At 70.2% G+C, this 15147-nt stretch carries 11 protein-coding genes and 5 tRNA genes; 10 read left to right on the top strand and 6 right to left on the bottom strand.

Annotation, left to right across the window (positions count from 1 at the left end):
• Window positions 1–7: 7 nt before the first annotated feature.
• The 5 genes from IE248_RS00860 to IE248_RS00840 all read right to left on the bottom strand — a co-directional run bounded on the left by IE248_RS00860 (window position 8) and on the right by IE248_RS00840 (window position 8910).
• On the bottom strand, window positions 8–3214 hold the full coding sequence (locus tag IE248_RS00860; protein WP_008739859.1) for a sensor histidine kinase: 3207 nt from the start codon (window positions 3212–3214) through the stop codon (window positions 8–10).
• A gap of 348 nt (window positions 3215–3562) precedes the next feature.
• A complete protein-coding gene (locus IE248_RS00855) occupies window positions 3563–4147 on the bottom strand; it encodes a GTP-binding protein (protein ID WP_073776607.1) in 585 nt (194 codons plus the stop codon).
• Window positions 4128–4520 carry a DUF742 domain-containing protein gene (locus tag IE248_RS00850; RefSeq protein WP_008739863.1) on the bottom strand — a complete coding sequence of 131 codons (393 nt, stop codon included), beginning with the start codon at window positions 4518–4520 and terminating at the stop codon, window positions 4128–4130. Before IE248_RS00850 ends, IE248_RS00855 begins: the two co-directional genes overlap by 20 nt.
• Window positions 4521–4671: 151 nt before the next feature.
• Window positions 4672–5085 (bottom strand): roadblock/LC7 domain-containing protein, encoded by a 414-nt coding sequence (locus IE248_RS00845; RefSeq protein ID WP_008739864.1) that lies wholly within the window; start codon window positions 5083–5085, stop codon window positions 4672–4674.
• 9 nt (window positions 5086–5094) lie between these two features.
• Entirely contained in the window at window positions 5095–8910 is a 3816-nt protein-coding gene (locus IE248_RS00840; RefSeq protein ID WP_190029783.1) for a nitrate- and nitrite sensing domain-containing protein, read from the bottom strand.
• Between the two features lie 567 nt (window positions 8911–9477).
• Here IE248_RS00840 and IE248_RS00835 point away from each other — a divergent pair.
• The 10 genes from IE248_RS00835 (at window position 9478) to IE248_RS00790 (ending at window position 14164) form a co-directional block, all read left to right on the top strand.
• Window positions 9478–9663 carry a hypothetical protein gene (locus tag IE248_RS00835; RefSeq protein ID WP_008739867.1) on the top strand — a complete coding sequence of 62 codons (186 nt, stop codon included), beginning with the start codon at window positions 9478–9480 and terminating at the stop codon, window positions 9661–9663.
• Window positions 9664–9760: 97 nt separating this feature from the next.
• The gene (locus IE248_RS00830) at window positions 9761–10555 is read left to right on the top strand and encodes a fumarylacetoacetate hydrolase family protein (protein WP_008739869.1); all 795 of its coding nucleotides are present in this window, start codon (window positions 9761–9763) and stop codon (window positions 10553–10555) included.
• Window positions 10548–12023, top strand: coding sequence for a glutamate--tRNA ligase (gene gltX, locus IE248_RS00825; protein ID WP_008739870.1), 1476 nt, complete (start codon window positions 10548–10550; stop codon window positions 12021–12023). The genes IE248_RS00830 and gltX overlap by 8 nt, the downstream gene beginning before the upstream one ends.
• A 144-nt stretch (window positions 12024–12167) precedes the next feature.
• On the top strand, window positions 12168–12839 hold the full coding sequence (locus IE248_RS00820) for a DUF4241 domain-containing protein (RefSeq protein WP_190029782.1): 672 nt from the start codon (window positions 12168–12170) through the stop codon (window positions 12837–12839).
• A 9-nt stretch (window positions 12840–12848) separates the two neighbouring features.
• Window positions 12849–13577: an HAD family hydrolase gene (locus IE248_RS00815; protein ID WP_190029781.1), complete on the top strand. Its 729-nt coding sequence runs from the start codon at window positions 12849–12851 to the stop codon at window positions 13575–13577.
• 87 nt (window positions 13578–13664) lie between these two features.
• Window positions 13665–13736: transfer RNA gene (locus tag IE248_RS00810), tRNA-Gln, on the top strand.
• A 27-nt stretch (window positions 13737–13763) separates the two neighbouring features.
• Window positions 13764–13836: transfer RNA gene (locus IE248_RS00805), tRNA-Glu, on the top strand.
• A 64-nt stretch (window positions 13837–13900) separates the two neighbouring features.
• Window positions 13901–13973 (top strand) — tRNA-Glu (locus IE248_RS00800).
• 24 nt (window positions 13974–13997) lie between these two features.
• Window positions 13998–14069 (top strand) — tRNA-Gln (locus IE248_RS00795).
• 22 nt (window positions 14070–14091) lie between these two features.
• Window positions 14092–14164 (top strand) — tRNA-Glu (locus IE248_RS00790).
• 174 nt (window positions 14165–14338) lie between these two features.
• On the opposite strand, the gene ndgR is transcribed toward IE248_RS00790, so the two are convergent.
• A complete protein-coding gene (gene ndgR, locus IE248_RS00785; protein ID WP_007266782.1) occupies window positions 14339–15055 on the bottom strand; it encodes an IclR family transcriptional regulator NdgR in 717 nt (238 codons plus the stop codon).
• Between the last annotated feature and the right edge of the window lie 92 nt (window positions 15056–15147).

Below are 15147 nucleotides of genomic sequence, written 5' to 3'. Positions count from 1 at the left end.
GCTCACACTAACGCTCCTGGTCATAGCTGTTACTTGACTGCTCGGAACCCGCGCTGCGTCCCTGCTGGACACCGCGTCGCAGGTTGCTCAACCTGCCACGGACGTCCTCCGGGGCGCGGGAGACCTGGGGGCCGCCCTGCGGGGTCGTCTCCGCAGCACCCTCGACCAGGTTGGCCTTGGGCACCCGCCGAGGGAGACCGGACGGGGTGACCCCGCCCGCCTTCGGCTCACGGAGCTTGCCGGCCTGCTGCCAGCGCTCGTCGTTGGCCGAACGCCAGGCACTGGTGCCTTCCGTACCCTCCGGGGCCCGCTCCGCCTCAGCGGGCTGCTGCTGACGCTGCGGCCGCTGCTCGAAGAGAGATCCGGAGGACTCCGCTTCCTGCTGCGCCGGCTGCCACTGCTGCTGGCTGCCGCGTCGCGGCAGGCCCGCTCCGGTCATTTCGTGACCGGTGTCGGCAGCGGCGCCCGGACGGTCGAAGCCTACGCGTTCCGGGGCGGCTTCGGGACCGGACTTGGGTTCCGATTCGGTCCCGTAGTCCTGCTGGTAGCCGTCCGGATAGGTGTTCCGCTCGGGCCACTCCGCCTGGTGGGACTGGGCTTCGTAACCACCCTCGTAGGACTGGGCGTCCGGCTGTCCGTCCTGGTAGGAGGCCTCCGGATACTCGTAGCCCTGCTGCGGGTACGGCTGGTAGCCCTGCTGGCCGCCGGGGGCCTGCGAAGCATCGTACGGGGCGTCGAAGCCCTGCTGGGGCTGCTGCTCGTAGCCCTGGTAGCTCTGGTACCCGTGCTCAGGCTGGGGTTCCGGATACTCCTGGGAGGAGGGTCCGGAGTACTCCGCCTGCTGCTCCTCCGGGAAGCCGCTGACCTGGGCCGCCAGCGCCGCCCGGCGCTCCTGCTGGCCCAGGGACCGGCCGACCGGGCCCAGTTCGGTGCCCCCGTCGCCGCCCTCGCGGTCGTAGCGCGAGTCGTCGAAGCCGAGCTCGGCGGCCGTACGCAGCGGAGCGGGCTGCTGGATCTGCTGCTGCGGGATCATCGAGGAGACGGTGAAGTCGTCGTCCGGGATGCCCTCGCCACCGCCACCGTGGGTGATGGCGTCGGGGAGCATGATCAGCGAGGTGGTGCCGGCGGCCTCGCCCGAGGGGCGCAGCTGGACGCGGATGCTGTGGCGGTCCGCCAGCCGGCCGACCACGAACAGACCCATGCGCTGCGAGATCGCGGCGTCCACGGTCGGCGGGTTGGCCAGCTTGTGGTTGATGTCCGCGAAGTCCTCGGCGGTGAGACCGATGCCCTTGTCGTGGATCTCGACCATCACGCGGCCGTCGGGCAGACGCGTGGCGTTGACGCGGACCTTGGTCTGCGGGGAGGAGAACGTGGTGGCGTTCTCCAGGAGCTCGGCGAGCAGGTGCACGAGGTCGGTCACGGCCTGGCCGTGGATCTCTGCCTCGGAGACGCCCGAGAGTTCGATGCGCTCGTACTGCTCCACCTCGGAGGAGGCGGCGCGCAGCACGTCGACGAGGGGAACCGGCTGGTCCCAGCGGCGGCCCGGTTCCTCACCCGCGAGGATGAGGAGGTTTTCGCCGTTGCGGCGCATACGGGTCGCCAGGTGGTCCAGGCGGAAGAGGTTCTCCAGCTGGTCCGGGTCGGCCTCGTTGTTCTCCAGGTCGGTGATGAGGGTCAGCTGGCCCTCGATCAGCGACTGGTTGCGCATGGAGAGGTTGGTGAAGATCGCGTTGACGTTCCCTCGCAGGAGCGCCTGCTCGGCGGCGAGCCGGACCGCTTCCCGGTGGACCTGGTCGAACGCGCGGGCGACCTCGCCGATCTCGTCCTGGGAGTCGATCGGGATCGCGACGACACGGGTGTCCACCTTGCCCGGATCCGTACGCGAGAGCTGGTCGACGAGCATCGGCAGCCGCTGCTCGGCGATGTCGAAGGCGGCGCTGCGCAGGCGGCGCATCGAGCGGCCCATCTGGCGGGCCATCATGCCCGCCATGATGAAGGCGGCGAGCAGGGCGACGACCACGATGGCGCCGGTGACGATGGCGTCGTTGCGGGACTCGTCGGAGACCGCGACCGCGTCCTTGACGGCCTTGGCGAGGAGCTCGGTCTCGACCTCGGCGTAACCGTCGAACTTGGCGGTGGCGGCGGCCTGCCAGGCCTGCGGGGTGGTGCCGTCCACGGCGAGCTTGGTGTTCTTCGCGCCGCCGGCTATCGCCTCGGTCATGCCGGTGAGGGCCGAGCCGTTGACGACGGGCGGGGGAGTGAACTTCGCGCCGGACTGCTCCGCCTGCTGCTTCGCGGCGGCGAGCTTGGCGGCGCCCTCCTCCGACTTCTTGCCCATGACCTCCTTGAGGCGGGCCACGTCCTCGTCGGTGCCGGCGGCGACGTACTCGCCGATGGCTATCTCTTCGAGGTAGGCGTAGGAGGAGAAGGCGACCAGCTGGGCCTTGCGGACCTCGTCGTTGTCCGAGGGGCGCACCAGCAGGTGGGTACCGACGGCGCGCTGCAGCGAGTTCGCGGCCTTGGCCAGCTCGATCGCGTAGACCATGCGGCCGTAGCTGGTGACGTTGCCGGTGCCGAGACCGAGTTCATTGGAGAACTGCATGAGGTAGTGCTGGACCAGCACGTACCCCTCTTCGGTCGGAATGGGACCGAACTGGTTGGCCTGGGCGTTCTTCTTGGCCGTCTCCGGAGCCGCGTACGCCGTCTTGCGGACCTGCTCCAGCTTGGGCTCCTCCTGACGGAAGAGCTCCAGACGGCGCTCCAGTCCCTGCCCCGCGGGCAGGTCCTTCGACGCCGCGGCGAACTTGGCCTTGGCCGCGTCCGTCGTCGCGTACGCCTTCGCGACGGCGTCGTTGTTGCGGTCGCCCTTGAGGAGCGGAGCGGCGGTCAGGTCGCGTTCGTTGAGGAGGGCCTCGCTGTATTCGGAGGCCGCCTCGACGATGCGCGCCGTCTTCTCGGCGTCCTTCGCCTCGTTCCAGCTGTCGACGGAGCCCTTCACCTGGAATCCGCCCATGACCAGTCCGACGAGGACGGGCACGAGCAGAATGGCGTTCAGCTTCGTCGGCACGCGCCAGTTACGGGGCGCGAACCTGCTGCTGCTGCCGCTCGGCGGCAGGTCAGCGGGTACGTCGACGGGTGACGCGGCCGCACGGGGCGGCGGGGTGAAGTTGCCGCGCGCGGGTTCATCCGCGGGGCCCGAGTTGCTTCGCCTCACTCGACCAACAACCTTCCGGCGGTGCTACTAGCTAGTTCGTTGAATTCCAGCACGGCCGACGGCCGTGCTCCAAACAGTTGAAAACGGCGCGTCCCAGAGACTTATGCCTCACATAAATCGGACATAAAGAGCGAGCTGCGGCAAATGCGGGGGGAGTTGTGAGCGCAGTGGCACCACGCGAACGCATCCTGTGCCGAAATCCCGCCAATTCTCTGTCGAAACGTTATGAACGAGAAGGGCGGGCCGTGTCTTAGGACACAGCCCGCCCCTCCCACGTTGTGAAGAACTGGTGCTGCTTGCGTGGTGCCCCTTGAGACACCTGGCTTGAACCGCGTTACTTGAACCGCGTTACTTGAGCCGTGCCATGAGGGCGTGCTCGACGAGCGTGATGAGCGCGCTCTTGGCGTCCGCCCGGTGGCGGGCGTCGGTGGTGATGATCGGAGCATCCGGTCCGATCTGCAGCGCCTCGCGCACCTCCTCCGGGGTGTACGGCTGGTACCCCTCGAAGCCATTGAGGGCCACGACGAAGGGAAGGCCGCTGTTCTCGAAGTAGTCCACCGCCGGGAAACAGTCGGCGAGACGGCGGGTGTCGACGAGGACGATGGCACCGATGGCGCCGCGGACGAGGTCGTCCCACATGAACCAGAAGCGGTCCTGACCGGGAGTACCGAAGAGGTACAGGATCAGGTCCTGGTCCAGGGTGATGCGGCCGAAGTCCATGGCGACCGTGGTGGTCGTCTTGTCCCCGGTGTGCGTCAGATCGTCGATGCCCGCGCTGGCGGACGTCATCACGGCCTCGGTGCGCAGCGGGTTGATCTCGGAGACGGCGCCGACGAACGTGGTCTTGCCCACGCCGAAGCCGCCCGCCACCACGATCTTCGCGGAGGTGGTGGAGCGAGGAGCCGCTCCACCGTTAGAGCTTGCGAAGTCCACTGAGAACCCTTTCGAGCAGCGTCACATCCGGCGTGCCGCCGGCCTCTCCATTGCCCGGCTGGTGGATGGCCACCATTCCGGCCTCCGCCAGGTCGGCGACGAGGATCCGGGCGACACCGAGCGGCATCGACAGCAGTGCGGAGACCTCCGCGACCGACTTCACCTCGCGGCACAGCGTGCAGATCCGCTGGTGCTCCGGCAGCAGGCCGGAGAGGTGCATCGGGTCGGCCGTGGTGCTGACCAGCGCCTCGATGGCGAGCTGGTAGCGCGGACGGGTCCGGCCACCGGTCATCGCGTACGGACGAACCAGCGGCTGGTCGCCTTCCGAGTACGACGAGTCGTACGAATCGGAGTAGGCGGGGGGCGGGGTCATTGATCCTCCGGGCTGGACAGCAGTGGTCAGCGTGCCGTCTGACGGGGCGGCCGGTGGGGGGACGGTATGACGGCCTGGCGGTGGTACTGGGTTCCGGGGTGGTTACCCCGGTCCCCCGGCCGGAAGTACCGTCCGGCCGGGAGATGGGCGGTCAGATGAGCAGGCTTCCCTGGAGTTCCGCGCGCAGGTCCGGGGTGAGGACACTGCCGGCGCGGTCCACGAGGAGGGCCATCTCGTAACCGACGAGGCCGATGTCGCACTCGGGGTGCGCCAGTACGGCCAGGGAGGATCCGTCGGAGACGGACATAAGGAAGAGGAACCCGCGGTCCATCTCCACCACCGTCTGGTTGACGGCGCCGCCCTCGAAGATGCGGGAGGCCCCGGCGGTCAGCGACGTCAGACCGGAGGCCACGGCCGCCAGCTGATCGGCGCGGTCGCGCGGGAACCCTTCCGACATCGCCAGAAGGAGGCCGTCGGCGGAGACCACCACCGTGTGGGACACCCCTGGGGTGTTGTCCACGAAGTTGGTGATCAACCAGTTCAGGTTCTGTGCCGCCTGGCTCATCGAACTCAACTAACGCTCCTGCTGGTAAGTGGGGTCGATGTGGTAACTGCCGGTGGCCGGGCCGTTGTTGCCGGCCTGGCGTCCCTGCTGGATACCGCGTCGGAGGTTGGTCAGACGGCCGCGGACGTCGTCCGGGGCCCGCGAGACCTGCGGACCGGGCTGGGCGTCGGCCTGCTGCTGCGCGGTGCCGGCGACGAGGTTGGCCCGCGGCACGCGCCGGGGCAGACCGGAGGTGGTGATACCGCCGGCGGCGGGCTGGCGCACGCGCTCGGCCTGCCGCATCAGCTCGTCGTTCGGCGAGGAACGCCAGCTTACGGTCGGCATGCTTCCGGTCGCCGCCGGGGCGGGATCGGCCGGAAGTTCCATGCTGCGCGTCGGCAGGGGCTGCTGGATGCGCTGCGGCGCACCCGGGGGCGTGGGGGCCGCCTGGTGCTGCTGCGGCTGCTGGGGTACGGCCGGCGCCTGCTCGGAGGGCTGCTGTTCGCCGCCCTCCTGACGGAACCAGTTCGACTCCAGCGTGTCGAAGATGGGGCTGCGGGCCTCACCGGAGCTCTGGGCCGGCGGCAGCGCCTCCGGTACCCGCGGGGACTCCGGACGCGTGGCCGGTACGGGGGCGTAGCCGCCGGACTGGGGCGCCTGGCCCTGCTGGCGGCCGGGGCCGCCGACACCGGGACCGCCGGGCCGGGTGGCCGGGTAGTCCGGGCGGGCGAACTGGCCGGTCGACGCGGGGTCGGCGGCGCCGCCGCGCGGCTCCGGACGCTCGAACTGCCCGGTGGTGGTGGAGGGGTTCAGGGAACCCCCGCGCACGTCGGGACGCTCGAACTGGCCGGTCGAACCGCTGTCGTACGCGGCCGGGGGCTGCGGGGCGTTGAAGTCCGGGCGGGCGAACTCGGCCGTCGCGCCGGGGCCCGACAGCTCGTCGTGGCCGCGCGGAACCTCCTGGCCGCCCTGGCCGGCACCCCAGCTGGTGGCCTGCGGGATCCCGCCGGGGCCGGCCGTACCCGCACCCGCACCCGGAAGCTCCGGACGCGGGGCGCCGCCGCGCGCCGGCAGCTGCGGCCGGGAGCCGCGCTGGGCCGGAGCGGAGGGAGCCGACTGCTGCTGGGACTGCTGGGGCTGGGAGTGCTGCTGAGCCTGCTGGGACTGCTGGGGCTGAGCCTGCTGAGGAGCCTGGGGCCGCTCGAAGCCGTTGCCCTGCGGGAACCCCGAGGGCCCGCCCGTCTGGGGAGCCGGGGGAGCGGCCGCCGGACGGGGCTGCGGGCCGCGGCCCGCCAGCGGAGCACCGGACCCGAAGGCACTCTGACCGCCCTGACCGCCCTGGCCCTGGCCGGTGGGCGCGCCGGGGCCGCCCTGCGGACGGGCGGAGGGACCGCCCGGCTGCTGGGGCCGGCCGCCGCCCTGCGGACGCTGCTGGCCGGGGCCGCCGTCCCGCGCGGGGAGCGCGGCACGCTGCCCGCCGCCGGCGACCTGGCCGCGCTGCGGGCCACCGCCCACGGGAGGACGTGCGCCCCCGCCGGACACGGCGCCCTGGCCGGGGCCGGAGCCCTGCGGACCGACGGCGCCCTGGCCGCCGGGACCGCCCTGCGGACCCTGGCCCGGCATCGGGCCCGGCTTCTTGCCGCCCTGGGCGACGTCCACGGGGAGCATGACGAGGGCCGTCGTACCGCCGGAGTCGGACGGGCGCAGCTGGATGCGGATGCCGTGTCGCAGGGACAGGCGGCCGACCACGAACAGGCCCATGCGGCGGGAGACGGAGACGTCCACGGTCGGCGGCGACGCGAGCCGCTCGTTGATCGCGGCGAGGTCCTCGGGGGAGAGGCCGATACCGGTGTCGTGGATCTCGACGAGCACGCGGCCGTCGGGGAGCGCGTGACCGGTGACCTTGACCTTGGTCTGCGGGGAGGAGAACGAGGTGGCGTTCTCCAGCAGCTCGGCGAGGAGGTGCACGAGGTCGTTGACGACGCGGCCGGCGACGTCGGTGCCGGGCACCGACGCGAGTTCGATGCGCTCGTACTGCTCCACCTCGGACGCCGCGGCGCGGAGCACGTCGACGAGCGGGACGGGGCGGGTCCACCGGCGGCCCGGCTCCTCGCCCGCGAGGACGAGGAGGTTTTCGCCGTTACGGCGCATGCGGGTCGCGAGGTGGTCGAGCTTGAAGAGCGAGGACAGCTGGTCCGGGTCGGCCTCGCGGGACTCCAGCTCCGAGATGAGCGAGAGCTGACGCTGGATGAGGCCCTGGGAACGGCGCGAGAGGTTGGTGAACATCGCGTTGACGTTGCCCCGGAGGAGGGCCTGCTCGGCGGCGAGGCGGACGGCCTCGCGGTGCACGTCGTCGAAGGCCGCGGCCACCTGGCCGATCTCGTCGCGGGTGTGCACGCCGACCGACTCCACGGACGTGTCCACGTCCTGCGGGTCGGACTCGGAGAGCTGCTTGACGAGCTCGGGCAGACGGTCCTGGGCGACGCGCGTCGCGGTGTCCTGGAGGCGGCGCAGCGAGCGGATCATCGACCGGGCCATGACGAAGGCGCCGACGAGGGAGACACCGAGGACGAGGAGGATCAGGGCACCGTTGATGATGGCGTCCTGCTGGGCCTCGTTCTTCAGCTCACGGGCCTTCTGCTCCATGTCTTCGAGCAGGGTGAGCTCGATGACCTTCATGGCCTGGAGCTTGTTGTCGTCGGCGTCGTACCAGTCGAGCCAGGAGCGGTTCTTCTCCTTGCCGAACTGACCCTGGGTGCTCAGGACGCGGCGGGCGTAGTGGTCGGCGGTGCCGATCTCCGGGTTGCCGTCGCCGAGCGACGCGAGGAGTTCCTCGGGCTTGCCCTGGTAGACGAGTTCGAAGGTCTTCTTGGACTGGCTCTCACCGCGGAGCGCGGAGAGGGCGTACAGGCGGTCGTTCTCCTCCAGCCGGCCGGGCTTGTCCGCGACCGACGGGTCCGGGAGCGAGGCGGCGATGATCGCGCGCTGGATGGAGGCGTACTCCTTGGCGGAGGAGAACGCCGCCAGGGCACGGGTACGCTTGATCATCTCGGGGTTGGAGGTGGCCTGGGCCATGTCCTGCGAGAGGGAGAGCAGCGAGACGATCAGCGCGTTGTACTCGGTGACGGTCTGCTGGGCGCCGTTCTGGTACGCCTTCTTGCGGATGTCCTCGATGCCGGTGAGCTGGCGGCCGATCTGCAGGATGTTGTTGCGGATCGACTTGAGCGTCTCGTCCTTGTCCTCGGCGCCGTCGACCTTGTCGGTCGCGGAGGTGAAGGACTTGGCTGCCGCGTCCGTCTGGTCGCGGACGCCCTGGACGATGCTGTTGACCCTGCCCGACTTGTCGGCCGACAGCGGACCCGCGGAGTTGTCGCGCTCGGTCTGGAGCATGGCGGCCAGGTTGGTGGCCTGCCGGGTCATCGTCGTCAGGAGCTGCATGTGCTCCAGCTGCGCGATGTCGTTGAGCGAGTCGTTGATGCGGAAGCCACCGAGCGTGGTGGCCGCGACGACGGGCAGGGTCAGCAGCGACACCAGTCGCGTGCTGATGCGCCAGTTCTGCATGGCGAGACGGGAACCGGGTCCGCTGGGGACCTTCGGTATCGCCACGTCCAGCTCGGCGGACTGGTCCTTGACCTTGCCCTTGTCGCTGCCCTTGGCCAAGCCCTTGGACTTGGCGCCGGACTTGCCGCGACCCTTGGCCTTCACCGTGGTGGAGGCGTGGGGGCTCGCTCCGTCTGCAGCCGGCCCGCGGTTCTGGGCGTGCTGGGGCGAGGAGCCACGGTCGGTCCCGCCGCGCGGCTCCTGCTCCGCCGCAGCGCTGCCATCCCTCTTGAATCGTCCCTGCACTAGCGTCGCAACCTCTGGACCAGGCGTCTCACCGGGCGACCGGTGGGACGGTGTCGAGTCGTGGGGCACTAACGGCCCCATGGTGGTCGTCGGTGACCGGCGCGTCTCCCTCTCCTTGCCACCGCGCTCGGCGCTGAGTCGCGCCACCTGCGCGCCGGCTGATTCCCGCGGCGGTCCCGCGAATTCCAGCACAGTGGCGGATCTCCAACAAGATGCGCGTGTCGGCCCGTGAAGACGGTCACGGTTCGTGAGGGCGGCACTACGCGACGTGGAAGTCCTTTCGGGCCAAACCGGACTTACGTCATCCAAACACTGCTCCTGGCAAGGTGTCCCAGTCGAGATGATCAGGAGCGGAATGGCTGATTCAGTGGCGCAATGTCCGTTTTTTCGGGCGGAATTGACTGTCCGTTATGACCGGTATGAGTGGTCACGGGTGAGCAAACTCACACGGTCATGGCCATTACTTCCCGGTTCGGTGACGGATTCAGATGTTTAGCCTTGCCCTTTACGAGGTCGGCGAAGCGCTGACCGACACCCCACCGAGCGAGCCGAGGGCCCGAAACTCCGATGAAGACGACGATGATGTTCCGCAACATAGCCAACCCGCGCCGCACCACCCTCGCGCACCTGAAGGACGCCGAGGAGCTGCAGGCGGTGGAGGTCCAGGAACACACCGTCGACCTGCCGGCCCAGACCGCGAACCCGCGCCGCACCACCCTCATGGACGCGCCGGTCGCCGCCGCCGCGCAGTAGCCGCTCCCCTCAAGGACGCGGAGCGCCGCTGCCCGCCGCGTTAGCCTGGAGTCCGCAGACTCCAGCCAGCGGAAATACAGAGGGGCAGACGCAACACGTGCGCATCGCCAGGTTCTCGATCGACGGCAATGTCGCGTTCGGGGCGGTCGAGGGCTCCGGCCCCGACGAGCTCGTCCTCGACATCATCAAGGGCATCCCGTTCGCGGACTTCGAGCTGTCCGGCACGAAGGTCCCGCTGAACAAGGTCCGGCTGCTGCCGCCCGTGCTCCCGAACAAGGTCGTGGCCATCGGCCGCAACTACGCGGAGCACGCGGCGGAGCTGGGCAACGCCATCTTCGACAGCGAAGGCCGTCCGGAAGCCCCCATCACCTTCTTCAAGCCCTCCACCTCGGTGGTCGGCCCGGGCGACCCGATCACGTACCCCTCCTTCTCGCAGGACCTCCACCACGAGGCGGAGCTCGCCGTGGTCATCGGCCGCATGTGCCGCGAGGTCCCCAAGGAGCGCGTCAAGGACGTGATCCTCGGCTACACCTGCGCCAACGACGTCACCGCACGCGACGTGCAGCAGCGCGAGAAGCAGTGGGCCCGCGCCAAGGGCTTCGACAGCTCCTGCCCCCTCGGCCCCTGGATCGAGACCGATCTGGACCCGCGCGACCTGACCATCCAGTGCACCGTGAACGGCGAACAGCGCCAGCTCGGCCGCACCAGCGACATGGTCCGCTCCATCGAGGACCTGATCGTCCACATCACCGAGGCCATGACGCTGCTCCCGGGCGACGTCATCCTCACGGGGACCCCGGCCGGAGTCGGCCCCCTCAACGTCGGCGACGAGGTCGCCGTCACCATCGAAGGCATCGGCACTCTCACCAACAAGGTGATCAAGCGTGGCTAACGCGAACGTCCGCGTACGTTTCTGTCCCTCCCCGACCGGCAACCCCCACGTGGGCCTGGTCCGTACCGCCCTCTTCAACTGGGCGTTCGCCCGGCACCACGGCGGTACGTTCGTCTTCCGCATCGAGGACACCGACGCGGCGCGCGACTCCGAGGAGTCGTACGTCCAGCTGCTGGACTCGCTGCGCTGGCTCGGCTTCACCTGGGACGAGGGTCCCGAGGTGGGCGGCCCGCACGCCCCGTACCGCCAGTCGCAGCGCATGGACCTCTACGCGGACGTCGCGAAGAAGCTCAAGGACGGCGGCTACGCGTACGACTGCTACTGCACCACCGAGGAGCTGGACGCGCGCCGCGCCGCCGCCCGCGCGGCCGGCAAGCCCTCCGGTTACGACGGCCACTGCCGCGAGCTGACCACCGTGCAGCTGGAGGCGTACCAGGGCGAGCACCGCTCCTCGATCGTCCGCTTCCGGATGCCCGACGAGCCGATCACCTTCACCGACCTGGTCCGCGGCGAGCTGACCTTCACCCCGGAGAACGTGCCGGACTTCGGCATCCTGCGGGCCAACGGCGCGCCGCTGTACACGCTGGTCAACCCGGTCGACGACGCGCTGATGGAGATCACGCACGTGCTCCGCGGCGAGGACCTGCTGTCCTCGACCCCGCGCCAGATCGCGCTCTACAAGGCGCTGATCGAGCTGGGCGTCGCCAAGGCGGTCCCGGAGTTCGGCCACCTGCCGTACGTGATGGGCGAGGGCAACAAGAAGCTCTCCAAGCGCGACCCGGAGTCCTCGCTCAACCTGTACCGCGAGCGCGGCTTCCTGCCCGAGGGCCTGCTGAACTACCTGTCGCTGCTCGGCTGGTCCTTCTCCAAGGACCAGGACATCTTCTCGATCGAGGAGATGGTGGCGAAGTTCGACATTCCGGACGTCAACGCCAACCCGGCGCGCTTCGACCTGAAGAAGGCCGAGGCGATCAACGCCGACCACATCCGGCTGCTCGACCCGAAGGCCTTCGCGGACGCCTGCACCCCGTGGCTCCAGGCCCCGCACGCCAACTGGGAGCCGGCCGACTTCGACGCCGAGGCCTGGGCGGCCATCGCGCCGTACGCCCAGACCCGCGTGACCGTCCTGTCGGACATCACCGCCAACGTGGACTTCCTGTTCCGCAAGGAGCCCGTCGAGGACCAGCCGTCCTGGGACAAGGCGATGAAGGGCGAGCCGGCGGCCCTGCTGACCACCGCCCGCGCCAACCTGGACGCGGCCGACTGGAGCGACCCCGAGTCCCTCAAGCAGGCCGTCCTCACCGCCGGCGAGGCCCACGGCCTCAAGCTCGGCAAGGCCCAGGCCCCGGTCCGCGTCGCCGTCACCGGCCGCACGGTCGGCCTGCCGCTGTTCGAGTCCCTGCAGATCCTGGGCAAGGAGCGGTCCCTGGCCCGCATCGACGCGGCGCTGGCGAAGCTCGCCGCGTAAGCGCGCAGCACCTCCCGCGGGGGGCGGCGGCCGGAGTTCCGGCCGCCGCCCCCCGCGGCGTTGTCGGCGTCCGCCGCTAGGGTCTGCGGAAGATCGACTGCCCGTGCGTACGTACCCGTACCGCCCGCCCGCGAAGGACCCGCCATGCCGCTGACCGCCCCCGACTACGCCCGGCACTTCACCCCGGGCCACACCTTCTCGTACGAGGACGGGCCCGTCGGGACCCTCTCGGTGGTCGACGCGGGCGAGCTGCGGCTGCCCTCCGGCAGCGTCGTGGCCTGCGACCCCTTCATCTGCCTCGGCACCGGTGACATACCGCCCTTCACCGCGCGGGTGGCGCCGGGCAGCTACCGGGTGCAGGCCGCCGTGGTCACCATCACCCGGCCCGAGGAGCCCCCGGCGCGGGACCCGCACCTGCGGATCGCCGCCGTCCGCCTGGTGATCGCCGACCGCCCGGCCGTCACCTGGGAGCCCGCCCTGCATGAGGGCCAGGACCCGGCGACCCTCGACGAGGACGAGTTCTTCGGCTACGGGGTCGACGCGGGCACGGGCTGCTTCTACGACGCCGCGGCCGACGACTCGTTCCCGGACTGCGAGGGCGACGAGGGGCCGCTCTGGGACGCCTTCGAGGCCACCGGGCACCAGCCCGGCCCCTACCTGGTCGACGGCGAGGACGGCCACAACCTGGTGGCCTTCGGCTCCGGCTGGGGCGACGGCGCGTACCCGACCTGGGTGGGCCGCGACGCCCAGGGCGAGATCACCTGCTTCGTCACCGATTTCTTCGTCGTGCCCCCGAGCGAGGACCTCCCGGCGTAGCCTCGGCGTATGCCGATCCGCGCCGTGCTCTGGGACATCGACGACACCCTGTTCGACTACACCGGTGCGGACCGGGCCGGACTCGCGCGACACCTGGAGCAGGAGGGGATCGCGGAGCGGTACGGGTCCCCGGCCGAGGCGCTCGCCCGCTGGCGCCGCATCACCGAACTGCACTGGGCGCGCTTCGGCGCCGGCGAGGTCACCTTCGACGGCCAGCGCCGGGACCGGGTGCGGGACTTCCTCGGGGCGCCGCTGCTGACCGACGAGGAGGCCGAGGTCTGGTTCGGGCGGTACGTGGCGCACTACCGGGCGGCCTGGGTGGTGTTCCCCGACGTGGTGCCCGTACTGGACGCCCTCGCGGCCGGGTACCGGCACGGCGTGCTCTCCAACTCCTCCTTGGCCAACCAGGACCCGAAGCTGCGCGCCCTCGGGCTGCGCGAGCGCTTCGAGGTCCTGGTCTGCGCCGCCGAACTGGGCATCAGCAAGCCCGAGGCGCGGGCCTTCCTCGCCGCGTGCGAGGCGCTCGGGCTGCCGCCGCACGAGGTGGCGTACGTGGGCGACCAGCCGGAAATCGATGCGCGCGGCGCCCGCGACGCAGGGCTCACGGCGTTCTGGCTGGACCGCGAGGGAGGGGCCGGACCGACCCCGTCCGGAGTGCACCGGATCGCCGGGCTGGCCCGGCTCCCGGAGCTGCTGGCACGGGATACCCGTTTTGGAGCACGGTCAGGCATCCGGTAATGTTCTTTCTGCGCCGCCGGAGCGGGCCGAAAGGCCGGACACGGGGGCGCTAACCAAACGAAAGTCCCTCAAGGGCTTGAGTTTTGGTGGGCTATAGTGTAATTGGCAACACGAGGGTTTCTGGTTCCCTTATTCTAGGTTCGAGTCCTGGTAGCCCAGCGCAGTGCAGAAGTAACGCAGTGCTTTGCCCCCGTTGTGTAGCGGCCTAGCACGCCGCCCTCTCAAGGCGGTAGCGCCGGTTCGAATCCGGTCGGGGGTACAGATCCTTCCCGCAAGATCTCCATTTGGGTAGCTCCCGGACGTCTTGATGCAGGATCGCTAGGGCCCCCGTTGTGTAGCGGCCTAGCACGCCGCCCTCTCAAGGCGGTAGCGCCGGTTCGAATCCGGTCGGGGGTACTGTGTCTAGCTGGTCTAGACCTTTGGGCTATAGTGTAATTGGCAACACGAGGGTTTCTGGTTCCCTTATTCTAGGTTCGAGTCCTGGTAGCCCAGCGTAGTACCGCAGTAACAGCTAGCCCCCGTTGTGTAGCGGCCTAGCACGCCGCCCTCTCAAGGCGGTAGCGCCGGTTCGAATCCGGTCGGGGGTACGCACGGAAGAGGCCTTTCGCGATCATCGCGGAAGGCCTCTTTGCTTTGCCCCGGCGCGGCCGGGCCCATCGGTACGGGCTCATCAGTACGGGCCCGGAGGCGCGTCGTAGGACGTGTGCGGCGTCGTACGCGCCCCCGGACCCGGGGGGTGTGCAAGGGGAAAGGTGTACGGGTCAGCCGGAGCGGCGCAGGGCCTCCGTCAGACGGGCGGCCGCGTCGATGACGGCCTGGGCGTGCATCCGCCCCGGGTGCCGGGTCAGGCGCTCGATCGGCCCGGAGACCGACACCGAGGCCACCACGCGGTTCGAGGGCCCGCGCACCGGCGCCGAGACGGAGGCCACGCCGGGCTCCCGCTCACCGATCGACTGGGCCCAGCCGCGGCGCCGTACGCCCGAGAGCGCCGTCGCCGTGAACCGCGCGCCCTGCAGGCCCCGGTGGAGCCGCTCGGGCTCCTCCCACGCCATCAGGATCTGCGCCGCCGAACCGGCCTTCATCGGGAGCGTGGAGCCCACCGGGACGGTGTCCCGGAGCCCCGACAGCCGCTCGGCCGCGGCCACGCAGATGCGCATGTCGCCCTGGCGCCGGTAGAGCTGCGCGCTCTCGCCCGTCACATCGCGGAGGTGGGTGAGCACCGGTCCCGCCGTGGCCAGCAGGCGGTCCTCGCCGGCCGCGGCGGCGAGCTCCGCCAGCCGCGGACCGAGGATGAACCGGCCCTGCATGTCCCTCGCCACCATCCGGTGGTGTTCCAAAGCCACGGCAAGGCGATGTGCCGTGGGTCGTGCGAGCCCTGTCGCCGCGACCAGCCCGGCGAGGGTGGCCGGACCGGACTCCAGTGCGCTCAATACCAGAGCTGCCTTGTCGAGAACGCCGACGCCGCTAGAGTTGTCCATGAAACGATATTCACGTCTCACACTGTGAAACGCAAGTTCAATTTTTCCAAGAACCAGCGAGTCTGTATGTACGGGTCCACGAACCACTGGAT

Source organism: Streptomyces goshikiensis (genome assembly GCF_014650555.1).
GTDB lineage: Bacteria > Actinomycetota > Actinomycetes > Streptomycetales > Streptomycetaceae > Streptomyces > Streptomyces goshikiensis.
This window is presented reverse-complemented; position numbering and strand designations above follow the sequence as displayed.

Coding starts and splice junctions, on each gene's coding strand:
- IE248_RS00850 (WP_008739863.1), bottom strand. CDS start 4,520: ATGACCCCGCCCCCCGCCTACTCCGATTCGTACGACTCGTCGTACTCG.
- IE248_RS00845 (WP_008739864.1), bottom strand. CDS start 5,085: ATGAGCCAGGCGGCACAGAACCTGAACTGGTTGATCACCAACTTCGTG.
- IE248_RS00835 (WP_008739867.1), top strand. CDS start 9,478: ATGAAGACGACGATGATGTTCCGCAACATAGCCAACCCGCGCCGCACC.
- IE248_RS00820 (WP_190029782.1), top strand. CDS start 12,168: ATGCCGCTGACCGCCCCCGACTACGCCCGGCACTTCACCCCGGGCCAC.
- IE248_RS00815 (WP_190029781.1), top strand. CDS start 12,849: ATGCCGATCCGCGCCGTGCTCTGGGACATCGACGACACCCTGTTCGAC.
- ndgR (WP_007266782.1), bottom strand. CDS start 15,055: ATGGACAACTCTAGCGGCGTCGGCGTTCTCGACAAGGCAGCTCTGGTA.